This is a genomic window from Photorhabdus akhurstii, from assembly GCF_018448925.1.
Lineage (GTDB): Bacteria > Pseudomonadota > Gammaproteobacteria > Enterobacterales > Enterobacteriaceae > Photorhabdus > Photorhabdus akhurstii.
This window is the reverse complement of sequence record NZ_RCWE01000034.1, coordinates 1-18,457: the sequence shown is the minus strand read 5'-3', so window position 1 is coordinate 18,457 and position 18,457 is coordinate 1. Positions and strand designations below refer to the sequence as shown.

Below are 18,457 nucleotides of genomic sequence, written 5' to 3'. Positions count from 1 at the left end.
GCTTGAATGAGAGATAGTTATGTTTAAACAAGACCAATTGCACCGCTTTTTATTTGAGAATTATTCTGTACGTGGTGAGCTGGTTTTAGCCAGTGAAACTTACCAGCATATTTTGGAAAATCATGATTACCCGCAGCCGGTACAGCAATTATTGGGAGAACTGTTGGTAGCAACCAGTCTATTAACGGCAACCCTGAAATTTGATGGCGATATTACGGTTCAAATTCAGGGGGATGGTCCGGTCAAATTGGCAGTGATTAATGGTAATCATCAGCAACAAATGCGAGGTGTCGCTCGTATTGATGGATTAGTGCCTGAAAATAGCAGTTTGAAACAGATGGTTGGTACAGGCTATATGGTTATTACCATTACGCCAACTCATGGTGAGCGTTATCAAGGCGTGGTTGCGCTGGAAGGTGAAACACTGGCGGATTGCCTTGATGATTATTTCAGACAGTCTGAACAGCTACCGACTCGTTTATTTATCCGTACTGGCATTCAGGATGGAAGGATTGCTGCTGGCGGTATGTTGTTACAGATTCTGCCAGCTGCAGAACAGGGGAGTGCAGAAGCTTTTGATCATCTGGTGCAACTTACTGCAACCATTAAAGGTGAAGAGTTATTTTCATTGGAAGTTAAGGAAATCTTGCACCGTCTTTATCATGAGGAAGATGTCATATTATATGAACCGCAAGCGGTCGAATTCCGTTGTACTTGTTCTCGCCAACGTTGTGCTGACACATTAGTCACACTTTCCGATGAGGATGTTAATCATATTTTGCAGAAAGATGGCAACATTGATATGGCGTGTGAGTATTGCGGCACGCACTATATTTTTGATGCTGATGATCTTGCTGCAATCAGGACGGAAAAAAAGAACCGATTCCATTGATATTCGATCTAAACAAACTTTTTCACCTTTTAAGGCGCGGCTCCGCGCCTTTCTATCAATTATCCATAATACTCAGAACTATTTTCGTGCCTTTGGCCCAAGATCAAACTTAAAAAAATAGTGGGTTTTCAATTTTTTGATAACTATCGCTGTTAATTAATCATAACTATTTATTATTGCTCACAGAAAAAGCGTGACTACCCACCAGGAGCAATGACATGAGTGTTAAAGGCATTACCCCGCAGGAACTCGCGGGCTACGGAATTCATGATGTTAACGAAATTATTTATAATCCAAGCTATGAGTTGTTATTTTCAGAAGAGACTAAACCTTCACTCAAAGGCTGCGAGAGTGGCACTCTGACCAACCTGGGGGCTGTGGCTGTCGATACGGGGATCTTCACGGGCCGTTCACCCAAAGATAAGTACATTGTTCGTGATGATGTTACCTGTGACACCGTATGGTGGGCCGACCAGGGAAAAGGTAAAAATGATAACAAGCCATTACAGCAGGAAACATGGACACATCTGAAAGGCTTGGTCACTAAACAGCTTTCAGGCAAACGTTTGTTTGTGGTTGATGCTTTCTGTGGTGCTAATGCAGATACACGATTGAAAGTCCGCTTTATTACAGAAGTTGCGTGGCAGGCCCACTTTGTTAAAAACATGTTTATCCGTCCGTCAGATGAAGAGTTGGCTGAGTTCAAACCAGATTTTATTGTAATGAATGGTGCAAAATGCACCAACCCGCAATGGCAAGAGCAGGGTTTGAACTCTGAAAACTTTGTTGCGTTCAACCTGACAGAGCGTATGCAGCTTATTGGCGGTACCTGGTACGGCGGCGAAATGAAGAAAGGGATGTTCTCTATAATGAACTACCTGTTGCCACTGAAAGGTATTGCTTCGATGCACTGTTCTGCCAACGTGGGTGAAAAAGGGGACGTTGCGGTCTTCTTCGGCTTGTCTGGTACAGGTAAAACCACACTTTCTACTGATCCAAAACGTAAGCTGATTGGTGATGATGAGCACGGTTGGGATGATGACGGTGTGTTCAACTTTGAAGGGGGTTGTTACGCGAAAACCATCAATCTGTCTAAAGAGGCGGAACCCGATATCTATCATGCGATTAAACGTGATGCGTTGCTGGAAAATGTTACTGTACTGACAGATGGCACGGTTGATTTCAATGATGGTTCAAAAACGGAAAACACCCGTGTTTCTTATCCTATCCACCATATTGAAAACATTGTTAAGCCGGTTTCCAAAGCGGGCCATGCAACTAAGGTCATTTTCCTGACTGCGGACGCATTTGGTGTGTTGCCCCCAGTATCTCGCTTGACACCTGAACAGACTCAATATCACTTCCTATCTGGTTTTACGGCAAAATTGGCTGGTACCGAACGTGGTGTGACTGAACCGACACCCACATTCTCTGCATGTTTTGGTGCCGCATTCCTGACTTTGCATCCAACCCAATACGCGGAAGTATTGGTAAAACGTATGCAGGCGGCAGGCGCTAAGGCTTATCTGGTGAATACTGGCTGGAATGGTACGGGTAAACGAATCTCGATTAAGGATACCCGCGGGATTATTGATGCCATCCTAAATGGTGATATTGAAGAAGCAGATACCATTACATTACCTATTTTCGATCTGGCGGTTCCGACAGCATTGCCGGGTGTTGATACCGATATTCTTGATCCACGTAAGACTTATGCAGATAAATCTCAATGGGAAGAGAAGGCGAAAGATTTGGCTCATCGTTTTGTCGACAACTTTGATAAATATACCGATACCCCGGCGGGGGAAGCTTTAGTGAAAGCGGGCCCTAAACTGTAATTGTGAATTTTTTAGCCTCATCCGTTAGGGTGAGGCTTATTTGATATTTATGCCGGAGGAAGGTCGAACAACAATATTTCACTATCGTTGCTGCTGTTAAGTTGAAGATTGATTTCATCCCGGATAGCCAGACCATCGCTGGTGGTGGCTTTGATACCATTAACCGTCACTTCGCCACGAATGACTTGTATCCAAATATAACGACCTTTTTCTGCAACATATTCGGCGGTTTCGTGATCCTTAAGTACCCAACGCCATAAAGTCATCTCCTGAAATACTTTCAGTGAACCATCCCGGGCATCAGGCGAGAGCACCAATTGGCGGCCTTGTACATTATCAAAACGGCGCTGTTCATAACGTGGTGTTAAGCCTGTTTTATCTGGGCTAATCCAGATTTGATATAGATGCAATTGGCGCTCTCTGTTCGGGTTGTATTCTGAATGACGAATACCGGTACCTGCGCTCATAATTTGGAATTCACCGGCAGGTACCCGTTCTTTATTTCCTATACTATCCTGATGTTCAACGGTGCCGGAAAGAACATAGGTCAGTATTTCCATATCCTTATGCGGATGGATGCCAAAACCTTGACCTGCTTTGATGAAATCTTCATTAATCACTCTCAGAGCTGAGAAACTCATAAAATTGGCGTCGTAGTAGTTGGCAAATGAGAAGGTATGCCAGCTAGTTAACCAGCCATGATCGGCATGGCCGCGATCTGATGCTTTACGTAAATGGATCATATTCAAATCTCCTCAATAGTTTTTACAATCTAATTGAGAAGAGCTAGCATTAAAGCTTAAAAATCTGACTTAATATCTCAAATATTTTGAATGATTGGCAATTGGATTAATTAATAAAAAAAAGCCAGCACCCGGCTGGCTAAAGTAAACACTGGAAGCAATGTGAGCAATGTCGTGCTTTCATCTGTACCCTGAAGACGGTTCATCTGAAAGCGATACGAATGATAATAATTATCACTATCGATTGTAAAGCGTTTTTTCTGGTCAAATATAGAATAATGGTAGGATGTTATCTCAATCATTTGATAAATATCACTATTTTTATAGATTTTGGTGTCATACTCAAGGGAAAGAAAACACTTTCACCGAACCGATTCATTAGGAGATCACCTTAAATTGTTCAGTAAATTTGACGTGATATTAAAAGCCTTGACAGGGTTACTGTAAACCCTTAGTTGAGGTCTATTTGTCGAAATAATTTGATTAGGAACTGAAACGTGTTTAAACAGAATAAGCTCGTGCTGGAATTTTATTTACCATAGCCAACTATTTATTTTAAGAAATGTTTTGGTGAAATAATTACGCTATAATGAATTTTAATATGCTGCTCAATGCCAAATGTTCTCTAAAATTCAATTCATTCTGAATCTTTTTACTCTAATAAGTCGTTTTCTTTATATATTCTGACTTTATTTTAAACGTCATGAAAGATATTTTTTCAGGTAATTATATGTGGCATTTTTTGGCGTGGATTATGTTAACAGGTTTGACTATTTGGGGAATGATTAATCATTCACTAAATCAGAATTATCAACAACAAACAGTTTCATTTAATATTCTTTATCGAGAGCTGAGTGAAAAGCTGGCACAACATGACGCTATTGTATCGCTAACGAATACTAATATCGAATTAGATCAACTACAGGAAAACTTTCCGCAAATCGTCGGATTACAAGAGATGCCAATGAATGTATTAATCTTCCCTATAATCAGTGAAGAGGGAGAGGGAAGATATTGGCTTAATAGTAAACGTGATAGCATCCGGTTATTGATAGATCTCAATATCCTGATGAAAGATCTATCATTATTGTCACAATTTCGAATGGTACAACTGGATTGGAATAATCGCCCATTGATTACCTATGGGCTGGAGAAAGATCACTATTTTTGGAACTGGGAGAAGAAGTTAACCAATCGCTTTCAGCCTTTTGTGCTTAAAGTGGGTAACGACCAACAATGGTCTAAACTTCCGTGGGGCTATATTGCTTGTCTGAGTTTTTTATGGGCAGTGATTATCTGTTTTATCTTTTTAATTCAGAAGAATAAAAGATTGAGGAAAATTTCTGATTTACGAGCACGTTTCTTTGAATTTACCCGCTTAAATACAATGGATGAAGTGGCAACGGGTGTTGTTCATGAATTAAATCAGCCTTTGACAGCGATTATGAGTTATAACCAAACTGCATTGCGGTTAATGAAAAAGCAGCAATATGATAAAGTGACGCCGATACTGGATTCATCAATTTTGCAAACTCAACGCATCGCAAATTTATTAACGCAATACCGCCAAAAACTGACGGCCGGTAGTATTATTTTGCAATCTGTGAATATCATATCGATATTAAGTCGAGTTGAAGTATTGCTCGAAAATGAAATTAAGACTGGTAAGATAAAGATAATAAAGCATATTTGTGATGAGCTGCCAATGATATCTGCCGAGCCATTATGGATTGAGCAAATATTCCATAATTTAATCAGCAATGCTATTCAGGCACAGCAAGAGCAAGGTCAGTCAGAATATCAAAATTGGATCTGCGTCGATATCGCTTATATTAATGAAATGATAAGAATCACCATAACAGATGGTGGTCCTGGATTAAGTGATGAAGCTTTAAAGAACGTGTTTATTCCATTCTTCACAACACGCCAACAAGGTATGGGATTGGGAATGACGTTAACGGAAACATTAATTCATAAACTTGGTGGTGATATCAATGCTGAAAATTGTGAAACGGGAGGAGCGCGTTTTATTATTTGGCTACCAACTAATAAAGGTAAGGAGAAATAATGGCGGCAGTGATTTATCTCATTGATGATGACGAAGCGATCCGTGACTCATTATCTATGTTATTAGAAACAATGAATTGGCAGGTAATTTCATTTCCTGGTGCGCAAGAATTTCTTGATGAAATTGGTAGCAAGAATATTACAGCGCTTCAGGGATGTATTTTATTGGATATTCGTATGCCGGGAAAACCTGGATTGGCATTGCAGGCGGATCTATTGAAACTCAATAGTACATTACCGGTCATTATCATGACCGGACACGGAAATATTGATATTTGTCGTCGTGCTTTTAAAAATGGTGCTTTCGAGTTTTTAACCAAACCTATTGATGCAGATTTATTAATTGAAACAGTTTCAAGTGCATTATTATTTCATCAGAAAGTATTTAAGCAACGTCAGATATATGAACAATTAAAAACGAAATTCAGCCAGTTGTCTGAACGTGAAAGGGAAGTGATGAAAATTATTTTAGAAGGTAAAACCAGTAAACAAATTGCTCAACAGTTATCGTTATCACCACGTACTATTGAGGTTCATCGTGCCAATATATTTCATAAGTTGGATATACACTCTTTACCGCAGTTAGTCAAAGAGTATGAATTATTTAAGTCATTATCTCATGACTAAGTATTTCTACTGAGTCGAATAAGTAATTGGCCGAATAGCTATAGCTGATAAACCTCATTAAGTTAGAACAGGATAATTCATCAACTTAAACTTAATGAGGTTTACCTATGAAACATTCTCTTTTCTATACTGTCCTGGCAGCAGGTTTATTTGCTCAATCTGCTTTTGCTTCATCGCTAATTACTGAACGTAATATTACCCTTGAGGTAGCAAATAAATTAGCTTCTGAAGCAGTTCAGTCCTGTCAATCGAATAATTATAACGTGACGGTTTCTGTTATTGATAAAAGTGGAGTTTTGAAAGCGGTTCAGCGTATGGATAAAGCCGGGTTGCATACCGTTGAGGCGAGCAAAATGAAAGCTTATACCGCGTTATCTACCCAGAGAACGTCAGAGGACGTAATGAAAACGGCGCAATCAAATCTTGGTGCTCAATATTTAGGGGATATTCCAGGCTTCCTATTACTTGGTGGTGGTGTTCCGGTTAAATCTGGTGATGAAGTGATTGGTGCAATTGGTATTGGCGGCGCACCGAGTGGTTCTTTAGACCAACAATGTGCTCTTGATGCAATTCAAAAAATTTCATCAGATTTATCTTAACCATAACGATTTATGAAATTTGCAGGGGTAACGATAATGAATTAAATCTCTATTTCTACTTATGATTACAATACTCGTTGTATTGATATTAGGAATGTAGAATTTGGGTTTAATATCTTTCATGATCATACCTTGCACAGAGGCAATAACTGGGATGAAGTTATTGCCTCTCATTGATTTTGTTTATGGTTAATATGTCAACTTTATCCTCAGCTTTATTTAAATATATTCTTAGGCTATTATTTTGTTCGCAATGATCAAGCTTTACGTTTTTACACAGGTGTAGGCCCTGTAACAAGTTACACTTATATCTAATGCAAGAAAAAACGCAGGATTAGGAGGGAAGGAGTGACTTAATAATCCTGAATCACAAAAAATGCTTTTTTGCAGAAACAATAAAGTTTGTGAAAATATATAAAAATGACAATGACTGTATCTAATGGAATAATATAAATAAGCTCACACTAGGTTTATGTAATAAAAGATCATTACATTATTATTGTGCGCAATATCACGAAAAAGTATCTCCTCCTAATCCCTCCTCCCTCTTAGTATCAAAACTAGGAGGATGCTGACTCATCTGAGACATTATTTAATATTTCATTCCTATTTTATTAACAATAATATCGGCGACGATTTATTTCTATTAAAAAGGTCTGATTATGGTAGCTCCCTTCTGGAAAAGGGCTTACCTGGCCCTATTAAGCAGTACATTCGTTTTACTACTGGCAAGCTGTGATAACAATAGTTCTTTACCCGAATCCCCGGAGGAACCGATGGCGCATATCCCTAATAAAGTACCTAGTGAAGCTGCTGTTGCCGGCAATTTTCAGGCAGTGATCCACTTGGTGGACATTGCTAAATTAAGTCAAAGCCCAACAACAAACCGTGATTACAGTACTAACACCCTCTACTTGTGGAACGATAAAAATTGTGATGCCTTGGCTTCCCCTTCATTAAGCTGGGACGATATCAGTGCAACTCCCGCTGGCAGTGATAGTTATGGGCCTTACTGGGTAATACCGTTAACCAAGAACGCGGGTTGTATCAATTTTATCGTGCGTGATGGTAGCAACAATAAATTGATCGACAGTGACCTAAAAATCTCCTTCTCTGATTTCAAGAATCGTACCGTCTCTGTGATACCCGGCAGTCATCAAATCTATAGCAGTCGTGCGGCAGCCTTTAATTCCGTGTTTGGCGTTTCTCAGGCTTCGGCACACTGGGTCGATAACCAGACTTTGTTGTGGTCGGGCGGAGCGGATAAACCCCATGTCCGCTTATATTACAACCGGAATGGCAAAGTAGAAGCTAATGATGAAGGAAATTTCATCGATAGCTATCTGACATTAACACCGACCACCTTGAGCCAGAAAACGGCTGATAGATTTCCGCACTTGAGGAAATTAACCGCATTTCGTTTGCCTGCGGATACGGATGTCGATACGTTACTTACCGGTGATCTGGTGGCGTTGGCGACCAATGAAGCGGGCTTGCTATTATCGGCTACTCAAGTACAAACGGCTGGTGTGTTGGATGATCGCTTCGCTAACACTGCTGACACACTAGAATATGGTGCGCTAATCAACGATGTAGGTGTTACTTTCCGCTTGTGGGCGCCTACTGCTCAACATGTTGGGTTGGTTATCTACGATGCAGATAAACAGGTTATCACCAATCATGCCATGAGTCGCGATCCTGTTAGTGGCTCATGGTCATGGCAAGGTGCTAAGGATTTGATTGGTGCTTACTACCGCTATGCTTTAACGGTATACCATCCATATTCCCGTAATGTAGAGCACTACGAGGTTACCGATCCTTATTCCCACAGTTTGTCCACCAATTCGGAATACAGTCAAGTCATCAACTTGGATGACGAAGCGCTAAAACCACAAGACTGGGATAGCGTTTTTATGCCGCATTCGCAAAATACACCAGCGGATATTGCGCGTATGACCATCTATGAAGCTCATATCCGTGATCTCTCCGTTGCAGATAGCACAGTGCCAGAAACCTGGCGCGGTAAGTATCTGGCTCTTACTTCTGACAATAGCGATATGTTCAAACACCTTAAAGCATTGAGTCAGGCAGGGGTGACTCATATGGAGCTATTGCCGGTATTCGATGTGGCTTCCATTAATGAATTTAGCAACCAAGTAGCCGATCTCAACCATCCATTCAGTCATTTGTACCAAGTCAACCCAAAGGTGAGGAGCAGCCGTTTCGCTGATTATTACAATAGCTCACAGACTGTGGGTGAAGTATTGCAGGAGTTACAGCGTGGCGACAGTGCTGATAACCCGCAGGTACAAGAGTTAAATGCAATAATTGCGGAAACCGACTCCTACAACTGGGGTTACGATCCGTTTCATTACTCGGTACCGGAAGGTTCTTATGCTACTGATGCGGAAGGTTCGGTACGTATAAAAGAATTTCGTGCCATGATTCAGGCCATCAAGCAACAATTGGGGATGAATGTAGTCATGGATGTGGCGTACAACCACACCAATGCTGCTGGCCCCACAGATAGGTCTTCCGTGTTAGATAAGATAGTTCCTTGGTATTATCATCGCCTGAATGAAATCAGTGGTAACGTTGAATCCAACACTTGTTGTCACGATACAGCGCCAGAGCACCGCATGTTCGCTAAACTCATTGAAGACTCGCTGGTGACTTGGGTTAAGGACTATAAAATCGACGCATTTCGATTTGACTTAATGGGCTATCATCCGAAGGCTCAGATTTTATCGGCGCTGGCAAAAGTACGTGCGATTAACCCATCGGTCTATTTTTTTGGTGAAGGTTGGAACTCAGGGCAGGAAGACCGTTTCGAAATCGCTTCACAGATTAATCTTAAGGGTACTGGGGTGGGTACTTTCTCTGATCGGCTACGAGATGCGGTACAGGGTGGCGGGCCGTTTGATTCCGCTGATAGCATTCGCATTAATCAGGGGGTAGGCAACGGCGCTGGAACGTTACTTAACGAAATGGCGTGGTTCGATGCTAATGAGGCGCGTCATCTGGCGGATTTGGTACGTCTCGGTATGGCGGGTAATTTGGCTGATTTTGTGATGATCGATAAAGATGGGGCAGTGAAAACGGGTAGAGACATTAACTACAAAGGCGCTATAGCCGGTTATGCCGCTGATCCAATTGAGGTGATTAATTATGTCTCTAAGCATGATAACCAAACGTTGTGGGACATAATCAGCTACAAAGCGGCGCGTGAGGCAGATTTGGCGACACGAGTTCGTATGCAGGCAATATCTCTCGCCACGACATTCCTTGGGCAGGGGCTGGCTTTTGCTCAACATGGATCGGAGCTACTGCGTTCAAAATCTTTTACCCGCGATTCCTATAATTCCGGCGATTGGTTTAATCGTGTTAGCTACACCTACCAGGATAATAACTATGATGTTGGTATGCCGGATCAGCGTGTTGATGGCGAAAATTATGCATTGATTGAAAAAGTGAAAAATATGGTAGATAAACCGGGCCGGACTGAATTATTACAGATGACGGCTTTTTATCAGGAATTGTTGCGTTTGCGCCAATTTTCACCACTGATGACGCTTGGTGATGGCGCATCGGTTAAACAACGTGTTGATTTCCTTAACGTTGGGCCGCATCAGCAGCTTGGGTTGCTGGTAATGACCATAGATGACGGTAATACTACTGGTGATGACCGTGATTCGCGATTTGACGGCTTGGTGGTGATGATTAATGCGGCTCCACATCCTGCCACAGTAAGAGATCTTAACGTCAGAGGGTTGAAGTTGAATGATATTCAGAGCGAGCTAGGCAGAGCTTCGTTGGCGGCGGGTATCAAAATAGCAAAAGACGGCACAGTCACGTTACCAGCTTGGTCAGTAGCGGTGCTGGTTCTGCCACAGGATGGTGTTAGCGGTACTGGTTTGCCTGTCCGCAGGAAGTAACACGCAGGAATTTTCCATTGTTTGCATCGGGGCGGTTTGTCCAGACCGCCCATTTTTACCTTGAAAGGGGCCTCCCGCCGCTTTCCTTGCTGATGATAATTGAGGCATTATTTATCTCCTTATTATATTCCTACATTATCACTCTTTGTTTTTCGTTATCATCTTGCTGCTATTCTTCACAAAATAGATGGTTTTATAAGCTTAATTTTCCCATTGGTCACAGCTTTTAATAGTTATAAAAGTCAGTAATTTGTGTTGACATAATAAAAAAATGTGATGATATGGTTTTTATTCGATTGTAAATTATACAAAATTCTTGGTGGTAGCTTTTTACTTGTTACCACACAGAGGGAGGCGAGTTGAATTTCCAAGGGTTACAGGCAAAGTATCGCCGTCTATTTCAGGAAAGTGCCGCCTGGAAACTGTTAAGAGCAGATAATTCCCCTTTAATTTTGGCGTTTCTGGGGGAGTTGTTTTCTGAGGAGAGTGAAGTCCCTTTTAGTCGTGCCCGCGTGTCACTTGATGCAGAACTGGTACGCTGTCGTGAACTTGGTCTTTGGGAAACTGAAACGGGAGCGGGTACGTATCTCAATAAATGGATTCGGGAAGGCTGGTTGCGTGAGATGGACGACATGTTAACCAAAACGGATGCCAGTGAAGTTGCACTCCGTTTTAGTCAGGGGCTTGATGAACGCAGTACAGGAACCACCGCGTCTCATCTTCGAATTGTTCAAGAAGCGGTCAGAGAATTTGCGGTGGCTATTAGCCCAAATATTGATGAGCGTGTCACGCTTTTGGAACATAGAAAAGCTGAAATCCAAAGAGAGATTGATGCCCTGAGAGCTGGCGTGGTGCTTGAACTGACTGAGCTTGAGCAGAGGGAGAGAATTCGTGAGATCTACCAATTGGCCTCTGTTTTAACGGGTGATTTTCGTCGTGTTGAAGATGAAATTCGTCAACTGGATCAGGAAATTCGCATTCAAATTATTGAAGGAGATTCCACCAGAGGGGATGTTCTTCTCTCTGTTTTAGAAAAAGAAGCGCTATTGGCGAAAACGGATGCGGGTAGTGCGTTTGAAAGTTTCTTTGATTTGTTATGCGATCAAAATAGAACAATGGAACTGCGGGATCAACTTCGAAGCATTTTAAATCGTCCCGCAGCAGAACATTTGACTACCCAGCAACGACAGTTCTTAAATCAGCTCATGAGGGAACTGAGCCGCGAGAGTGACAGAGTTTTTCAAATCAGGCGAAGAACGGAAGAGAGTTTGCGTGCTTACATAGAGAGTGGCACTGCGCAAGAAAATCGTGCTGTTGATAGATTGCTTGGTCAATTGGAACGACTCGCCGTTGAATTGAGGAACTCAGGTTATGACTTGCAAACGGCGACAACTCTGTCACTGCCTGTTGGCGCGGCAAGTATTAGTTCTCCCGAAAGCATGCTGCTTAAATCACCTGATGAAAAACTAGATACTTCAGGTGCTGAAGAACAGATCAACTCTCGAGAACCGAGTATGCAGATGCTGGATTGTCTTGATGTTGTTCAAATTCGATTAATCGCTGAGAGAACATTAGCAACGTTAAAAGAGTTTGGCCCAATGACGATTGCATCTGTTGCAAATTATCACCCACTTAATTCAGGGTTGGAGGAGTTAGTTGCCTATTTGCGGGTGGCGAAATCTGTCGGGGCTGCATCATTGGAAGGAAAAGAATCAATTGAAATCAGCGATAAACGGGGAGTTCGCTTGCAGGCGTCTATACCTACTTTTCTGTTGAGTGCCGACCTGTTTCCAGACAGTTTGGATGAATTAGTTCTTTAAATGGTGAAAAGAAAGTGGTTGTAGATTTATATAGTGAGGGTTGAAATGCACAAAGGTAAAAAGTTGAATAAAGATAATGGCATCCTCGCTACCCTTGGGAAGTCTAATTCTGATCCTCAAGAAGAACAGAAAACAGGGTTCTTCGATTAGTTGATAAAACACCATACGCAATCAGAGTATAACCCGCTTACAGATACAGCCGGCGTTGAATCTGATGTTGCTTTTTCGGTTGTCAATCAAAGCCCATCCTGTGACGTTGATAATGTATTAGTCAGTGAGCAGGCTGAGAACTCAAACAGTGATATGCCGCCTGATGCGCGTCGGGTGCTGGTTAGCTTGTTGCGTCAGGGCGTTATTTTGTCTTCGCAGAAAGCTAAACTGTTTGAATTACTTTGTCGATACCAATCTGCTGTACGCAAACATCTATCAGAAGTCTATTTGAAGTTAGTTTTGGATGAAAAAGCAGGTGTTGCCTTTATAGCTGGCTTTCAAAATGAGGAAGATACTGAATCATTGGGTATAGATGATGACGAGGTTGTCTCTCTGATTAGCCGAAGGACGCTCTCTTTATACGATACATTGTTGCTGTTAGTGCGGCGTAAACACTATCAAGACCGGGAAACATCGGGAGAACAAAGGATTATCATTGATATTGAACGTATAGAATCCCATCTGACGCCGTTTTTACCGCTGACAAACAGTACTAAATCTGACCGGAGAAAACTCAAGGGCGCTCTTGATAAAATGGTGACGAAAAAATATTGAGTTCGGTCCGGGGAAGCGAAGATCGCTTCGAGATTACGCCGGTGATCCGCTATGTAGTCAGCGCTGAATTTCTTGAAAGCATGCTTAATGAATACCTGAAAATGGCGAGAGAGAAGGGTATTGAGCTAAATAAAAATGGCGGCGACGCTGTTGATTATCAAGATGAAGAGGAATAGACAGGAGATGAAAATGACTGATCAAACTCTTTCGGCTAATTCATTATTTCACGTTGGTCAAATCAGATTAGCTGAACTCTCAGTTTATAACTGGGGGTCATTTAATGGCTTGCATACCGCGTTGATCGATCCTATGGGAACGCTGGTCACTGGAGATAATGGCGCCGGGAAATCGACGTTTATTGATGGCCTTATGGCTCTGCTGCTTCCTGCCGGAAAGGCAACTTTTAATGTGGCCGCGGCTCAGGGTGATCGTTCTGACCGGACTTTACTTTCCTATATGCGGGGAAGTTTTGGATCTGCCCATGACGGAGCGGGGACGAGAGTCAGAAGTAAGCGTGAGTTTGGCGTAGTGACCGGGCTTAGAGCTTTATATCAGGGTGATGATGGTTCAAAAATCACGCTTGCGGCACTTTTCTGGATTACTAAATCGACGAATGTGCTGGCGGATGTGACGCGAGTTTATGTTGTTGCCAAAAGAGACCTGACGCTTAAGGAAATGCTCAATGCTTTTGGCGATGGTAATGCCCGGGCATTCAAGCAATGGCTTCGTGATGACTCGGCGATTACGTGCTGTGATGATAATTTTTCTGATTATCAGGAGTTGTACCGAAAGCTTTTGTATATGGACAATAAGAATGCGCCTGCATTGTTGTCGCGGGCGTTAGGTCTAAAAAAAAATTGATGATTTAACTGGGTTGATTCGTGAGTTGGTACTTGAGCCGAGCACAGTTAAAGATGATGCTAAAAAGGTCGTGGAAGAGTTTGCTGATCTGGTAGCAATTCATAGTCAATTAGTGGATGCAAGAGCGCAAAAAATGCACTTGTCTAAGTTACCCGAACTTAGCTCAATTATCGAAAAAACGACGAGAGAATTTGAAGAATTAACGGCCGAAAAAATAGTCTTCCGGTTTACTTTGGGGAAGTCTTCGCGCAACTGTGGAGCGAAAAAATTGCCGATATTGAGTCTGAACTTGAAGCGCTACTCCTTGAAATTAAGCAAGTTGAAGAGCAAAAAACAGATGCGGATAAGTTGGTTGAGAGAAGGCATGAGGAATACCTTCAGTTTGGTGGGGATAAAATAGAGTCGCTTCGAAAGGAAATTGGTCATACCCAAACTCAGTTGAATCGGGTGGTTAGGAATTCATCGCAATATCAAACTCATGTTAATGAGCTGTCTCTGCCTTCGGTATTAGAGGAGGCTGTATTTCTTAAAAATCAATCTGCGGCATCCGCCAGACTTGCCAGTATTCAACGAGACGAAGAAGAGTATCAGGACAAGTTTGCCGCCATCAGTGCTAAATTCAGTGAGCTACAAGCCAATATCCATGATATCTCTCAGGAAATCCGGGAAATCGAGGCAAGGCCGGATTCCAATATCGATGTGAAATATCAGCAACTGCGGGATGAACTGGTTAATTCCTTAGAATTAAGTAAAGACCAATGCGTATTTATTGGTGAGCTTATCGACGTCGAAGATAGTGAAAAAATCTGGCAAGGCGCGATAGAGAGGGCGTTAGGCGGGTTGCGAACAACGCTTGCTGTGCCACATCATTGTTATTCGATGGTGACTCGCTGGTTAAACGTCCGGCATACAGGTTTACATGTCCGTGTTCAAGTTGTGAATGATTCTGCGATTAACCGGGGTCATTCGGCGGAGTTTAAGCCTAATGGTTATTTAAAGAAACTGGTATGGCGTACTCACCCTTATCAAGAGTGGCTCAAGCATTATTTGCAGCGATTTGACCTGCAATGTGTCTCGAATACGGAAGAATTGGATAAGACCCCGTTTTCGATGACACAACAGGGGTTAATGCACATGGATAAGGGGCGCTTTGAGAAAAAAGATCAACACCGAATAGATGACAGAAGACGCTGGTGCTTGGGTTTTTCAAACAAATCACGTTTAGCCATTCTTAATAACGATAAAAAAGAGTTAACTCTGCAATTGGCGGAAACCGAGAAAAAGGTGAGTCAGGCCCGCCAAGATTTGAATACTGTTTCTGATCGTAAAATACTCTGGGAGAAGATCCAAAGTTACTGTTGGGATGATATTAATGCCCCTTATTGGCACGAAAAGCTTTCGGATTTGCAGGCTGACCTTAAGGTATTAGAACAGTCAGGTGGCGATCTTGATAAGGCCAGAGAGCGTTGGGAGTCGGCGAAGGAGCAGTTGGCTCAAATCCAATCGGTATTAAATCAGCTCAACTCTGATTCTGGCGGCGTTAAAAATACGCTGAAAAATGCAAAAGAGGAATGGAGCAAAGCGCAGGCAAAAGCATCAAAAGGATTACCTGATTCAGCCAGACAATTACTTGCTCTTCGGGTTGGAGTGCTTAGTACAAACGATTTAAGCCAGATGTCTGAATTGGTGTCCAAGGTTGAAGAAGATTTGGAGCGTTTGTTAGATATTAGCCGAAACAGTAAAGACAGGGCGGAAAGGTCAGCCATCAGCATTATGGTCTCATTCAGGTCTAACGATAAATGGCAAGTCTTCACGGTTGATTGGCAAAGTAATATTGGCAGCCTGCCTGATTATCTTAATCATTTACGACAACTGGAAGAAGAAGGGCTTCCCAACCTTGTGGAACAGTTTATTGAACGTTTGAATAAGCATGCAACGCAGTCGCTAGCGCGGATTAAAACTAAGCTTGAATCTGAACGGGAAGATATCCTTGAGCGGATTGATATCATTAACCGGGTCCTCAAGCGTACCGAGTTTCGATCAGGGACACACTTAAAGCTAGGTTCAAAGAGAGAGAAATTCCCGCATGTTAATGAGTTTGAACAGCATTTGCGTAAGGTGCTTAGTCAGGTAACCAGTGATGACCATGAAGCGCGGTTCCGTCAATTGGCTAAAGTAGTTGAAATACTTGGGAAAGCAAGTGCGCCAGGCTCTTCAAATACATTAGAAAGTTTAAGGCTGCTTGATCCTCGTTATCAGATGTCATTTTACGCCGAAGAGTTGGATAGTAATACCGGTGAGATTCGTGATGTATTGGAATCATCCAGTGGAAAGTCAGGTGGAGAGAAAGAGTCATTTGCGGCGACTATTGTAGCGGCAAGTTTGGCCTATGTTTTGACGCCAGATGGTTATGATCGACCGGTTTACTGTACTGTTTTCTTGGACGAAGCATTCTCAAATACGGCTGAAACAGTAAGTCGGCGGGTGCTCCGAGTATTTCGAGAGCTCCACATTCACGTTAATTTGATCACGCCTTATAAGAACTTGAATCTGGCAAGAGAATCGGCTCGCTCACTACTCATTGCGGAAAGAGACCAGGAAAACCATGACAGCCGTTTATGTGAAGTGACTTGGGAAGAGATTGACCGGAGAATGGGCGAAGAGAAGGAGAAAAAGTTGTCTGATGAGGCTGCTGATCTGGGGATCGAGTTTGAGAAGTTGACATGAAAAAAGGGCAGTATGAGGTGCGTTGGGGGTTATTGCCAGCGCAAGTTAAGAGCATCATTAGGCAGCGTGAGTGGGATAACCGTTCCTCACTAAAAGACCGGCTACTGGGCAACAGGGCATTTCCTATTCGCGTTGGATTAAAACCACCCAAAGGGAATTCTGCCATATTAGATATCGCTCATTTTCAACGGTTTATTGATGAGTGGAGATCATTTCCCTATCAAGATGTTGTGGAGTGGTCTTCTAAGAATTTCAGGGAATTATCTGAACAACGCATTCCAACTTTTGTTGTCATTGAATCGATGCAACATTTGATTCAATTTTTAGGGAATGATGCCCTTTCCCGAAGTAAGGTATGGGAAAGAAATATGAAGCCATTTTTGCGGATTGATAAAGATCTCTATCCTGCATTGGTGAAATGTATAGATATTGTGGAAAAACTCTCGTTGAGAGATGCGGAATTATTAGCAGAATTGCTACCACAATTAAAGCAGGGCTTAGGCGAAGGACAATATTTAAGAGCACTGCCACTCATTGGGATTGATACTAAGTTTCTTGAGAACCACCAAATCCTGATCGAAGAGCTGGCCGATATCATTCACAAGGGGGCTGTTTCGGCATCAGGTGGTCTTATTTCCTGGTTAGGGTGTGCAATAAATCCCAAAGGTTGGTTAACTATCAGGCCGCTCTGCCATGCCGCGACTGCGGCGCTTGGGGGAATGCCAATACTACAAATACCCGGCGAATTACTTAGAAAGTACGAACTTCCGGCATCGAATATTCTAATAGTAGAAAATTTACAGTCTGGTTTGGCATTGCCCGAAATGCTTGACACGATAGCGGTGATCGGAGGAGGTAAAAACATTGCTTGGATGGATGCGGCATGGCTGAGAAATAAACGTGTAGGATATTGGGGAGATATTGATACTTGGGGGTTGTCTATTCTCAGTGATGCCAGAAACAAGTTTGTGGATATTGAGCCACTGATGATGGATGTTGAAACCGTTAAAATTCATGAAGACAGAATGGTCCCTGAATCAAATCCAGTAGAATCCAATCCTTCATCGCTAAATGAGGATGAAACAAAGTTGTTTAATGATCTCATTTCTGGTCGTTTCCAATCTTCACGTTTAGAGCAAGAACGTCTTTCAGCTGATTACATTAGAAATAAGCTTATGGATTGGCTGTCGTGACTATTCTTGTTTTTTCCGCGCCCAAGCGCACTCAAGATTGATGCTTCTAATTTTCTCCTCTCCGGGTTAAACTCTTACCGCGATGGCAGAAGAATTTAACCAAACTTACTATGCGGTGATAGGTCGCTTGCCTAATAACTCAGTGGTAAGATTTGAACAGAATGAGAACGATAAAAAAGCCGCATCACTTGCATAGTGCGGCTACGATAACATTAATTATTCTAAATAATTAGCAAAATCCGCCGTAAACCCTCGCCCAATGCGAGGGTGTCGCAAAAGGCGTGTATTATCCGTTAAGATCTGCGTACTTCTTTTAAGCGCAGATCTTTTATGACCTTATTCATTCGAAAACGGGAACCTTCCCTTCATACCGGACGTCAGTTTGTCAAA

The 18,457-nt window shown here is 42.3% G+C and carries 14 protein-coding genes; 13 read left to right on the top strand and 1 reads right to left on the bottom strand.

Annotation, left to right across the window (positions count from 1 at the left end; genetic code table 11):
- Positions 1-19 precede the first annotated feature (19 nt).
- The gene (gene hslO, locus EAE93_RS21645) at positions 20-892 is read left to right on the top strand and encodes an Hsp33 family molecular chaperone HslO (protein ID WP_214040550.1); all 873 of its coding nucleotides are present in this window, start codon (positions 20-22) and stop codon (positions 890-892) included.
- Positions 893-1,110: 218 nt separating this feature from the next.
- Positions 1,111-2,730 carry a phosphoenolpyruvate carboxykinase (ATP) gene (gene pckA, locus EAE93_RS21640; protein WP_036779424.1) on the top strand — a complete coding sequence of 540 codons (1,620 nt, stop codon included), beginning with the start codon at positions 1,111-1,113 and terminating at the stop codon, positions 2,728-2,730.
- 47 nt (positions 2,731-2,777) lie between these two features.
- On the opposite strand, the gene EAE93_RS21635 is transcribed toward pckA, so the two are convergent.
- The gene (locus EAE93_RS21635) at positions 2,778-3,473 is read right to left on the bottom strand and encodes a pirin family protein (protein WP_040149936.1); all 696 of its coding nucleotides are present in this window, start codon (positions 3,471-3,473) and stop codon (positions 2,778-2,780) included.
- A 754-nt stretch (positions 3,474-4,227) separates the two neighbouring features.
- Here EAE93_RS21635 and EAE93_RS21630 point away from each other — a divergent pair.
- The 11 genes from EAE93_RS21630 to EAE93_RS21590 all read left to right on the top strand — a co-directional run bounded on the left by EAE93_RS21630 (position 4,228) and on the right by EAE93_RS21590 (position 18,067).
- Complete coding sequence (locus tag EAE93_RS21630; protein ID WP_235319469.1) at positions 4,228-5,541, top strand: sensor histidine kinase; 1,314 nt, start codon at positions 4,228-4,230, stop codon at positions 5,539-5,541.
- Complete coding sequence (locus tag EAE93_RS21625; RefSeq protein WP_036812584.1) at positions 5,541-6,167, top strand: response regulator transcription factor; 627 nt, start codon at positions 5,541-5,543, stop codon at positions 6,165-6,167. Before EAE93_RS21630 ends, EAE93_RS21625 begins: the two co-directional genes overlap by 1 nt.
- 107 nt (positions 6,168-6,274) lie before the next feature.
- Positions 6,275-6,766 (top strand): GlcG/HbpS family heme-binding protein, encoded by a 492-nt coding sequence (locus tag EAE93_RS21620; RefSeq protein ID WP_036812587.1) that lies wholly within the window; start codon positions 6,275-6,277, stop codon positions 6,764-6,766.
- A gap of 662 nt (positions 6,767-7,428) precedes the next feature.
- Positions 7,429-10,701: a pullulanase-type alpha-1,6-glucosidase gene (gene pulA / locus EAE93_RS21615; RefSeq protein WP_214040549.1), complete on the top strand. Its 3,273-nt coding sequence runs from the start codon at positions 7,429-7,431 to the stop codon at positions 10,699-10,701.
- A 359-nt stretch (positions 10,702-11,060) separates the two neighbouring features.
- The gene (locus tag EAE93_RS21610; RefSeq protein ID WP_214040548.1) at positions 11,061-12,521 is read left to right on the top strand and encodes a DUF3375 domain-containing protein; all 1,461 of its coding nucleotides are present in this window, start codon (positions 11,061-11,063) and stop codon (positions 12,519-12,521) included.
- Between the two features lie 150 nt (positions 12,522-12,671).
- Positions 12,672-13,286: a DUF4194 domain-containing protein gene (locus tag EAE93_RS21605; RefSeq protein ID WP_214040547.1), complete on the top strand. Its 615-nt coding sequence runs from the start codon at positions 12,672-12,674 to the stop codon at positions 13,284-13,286.
- Complete coding sequence (locus EAE93_RS21600; RefSeq protein WP_214040546.1) at positions 13,283-13,462, top strand: hypothetical protein; 180 nt, start codon at positions 13,283-13,285, stop codon at positions 13,460-13,462. The genes EAE93_RS21605 and EAE93_RS21600 overlap by 4 nt, the downstream gene beginning before the upstream one ends.
- A 13-nt stretch (positions 13,463-13,475) precedes the next feature.
- Entirely contained in the window at positions 13,476-14,147 is a 672-nt protein-coding gene (locus tag EAE93_RS24820) for an ATP-binding protein (RefSeq protein WP_250151142.1), read from the top strand.
- Between the two features lie 13 nt (positions 14,148-14,160).
- On the top strand, positions 14,161-14,547 hold the full coding sequence (locus EAE93_RS24815; RefSeq protein WP_250151141.1) for a hypothetical protein: 387 nt from the start codon (positions 14,161-14,163) through the stop codon (positions 14,545-14,547).
- Positions 14,496-16,874 carry an ATP-binding protein gene (locus EAE93_RS21595; RefSeq protein WP_250151140.1) on the top strand — a complete coding sequence of 793 codons (2,379 nt, stop codon included), beginning with the start codon at positions 14,496-14,498 and terminating at the stop codon, positions 16,872-16,874. The genes EAE93_RS24815 and EAE93_RS21595 overlap by 52 nt, the downstream gene beginning before the upstream one ends.
- The gene (locus tag EAE93_RS21590; protein WP_110086022.1) at positions 16,871-18,067 is read left to right on the top strand and encodes a DUF3322 domain-containing protein; all 1,197 of its coding nucleotides are present in this window, start codon (positions 16,871-16,873) and stop codon (positions 18,065-18,067) included. The genes EAE93_RS21595 and EAE93_RS21590 overlap by 4 nt, the downstream gene beginning before the upstream one ends.
- Positions 18,068-18,457 lie beyond the last annotated feature (390 nt).

Bases quoted from the DNA above. Each gene is read 5' to 3' on its own strand.
- EAE93_RS21635 (WP_040149936.1), bottom strand. From the start codon at position 3,473: ATGATCCATTTACGTAAAGCATCAGATCGCGGCCATGCCGATCATGGC.
- EAE93_RS21590 (WP_110086022.1), top strand. From the start codon at position 16,871: ATGAAAAAAGGGCAGTATGAGGTGCGTTGGGGGTTATTGCCAGCGCAA.
- pckA (WP_036779424.1), top strand. From the start codon at position 1,111: ATGAGTGTTAAAGGCATTACCCCGCAGGAACTCGCGGGCTACGGAATT.
- hslO (WP_214040550.1), top strand. From the start codon at position 20: ATGTTTAAACAAGACCAATTGCACCGCTTTTTATTTGAGAATTATTCT.
- pulA (WP_214040549.1), top strand. From the start codon at position 7,429: ATGGTAGCTCCCTTCTGGAAAAGGGCTTACCTGGCCCTATTAAGCAGT.
- EAE93_RS21620 (WP_036812587.1), top strand. From the start codon at position 6,275: ATGAAACATTCTCTTTTCTATACTGTCCTGGCAGCAGGTTTATTTGCT.
- EAE93_RS21625 (WP_036812584.1), top strand. From the start codon at position 5,541: ATGGCGGCAGTGATTTATCTCATTGATGATGACGAAGCGATCCGTGAC.
- EAE93_RS21630 (WP_235319469.1), top strand. From the start codon at position 4,228: ATGTTAACAGGTTTGACTATTTGGGGAATGATTAATCATTCACTAAAT.
- EAE93_RS24820 (WP_250151142.1), top strand. From the start codon at position 13,476: ATGACTGATCAAACTCTTTCGGCTAATTCATTATTTCACGTTGGTCAA.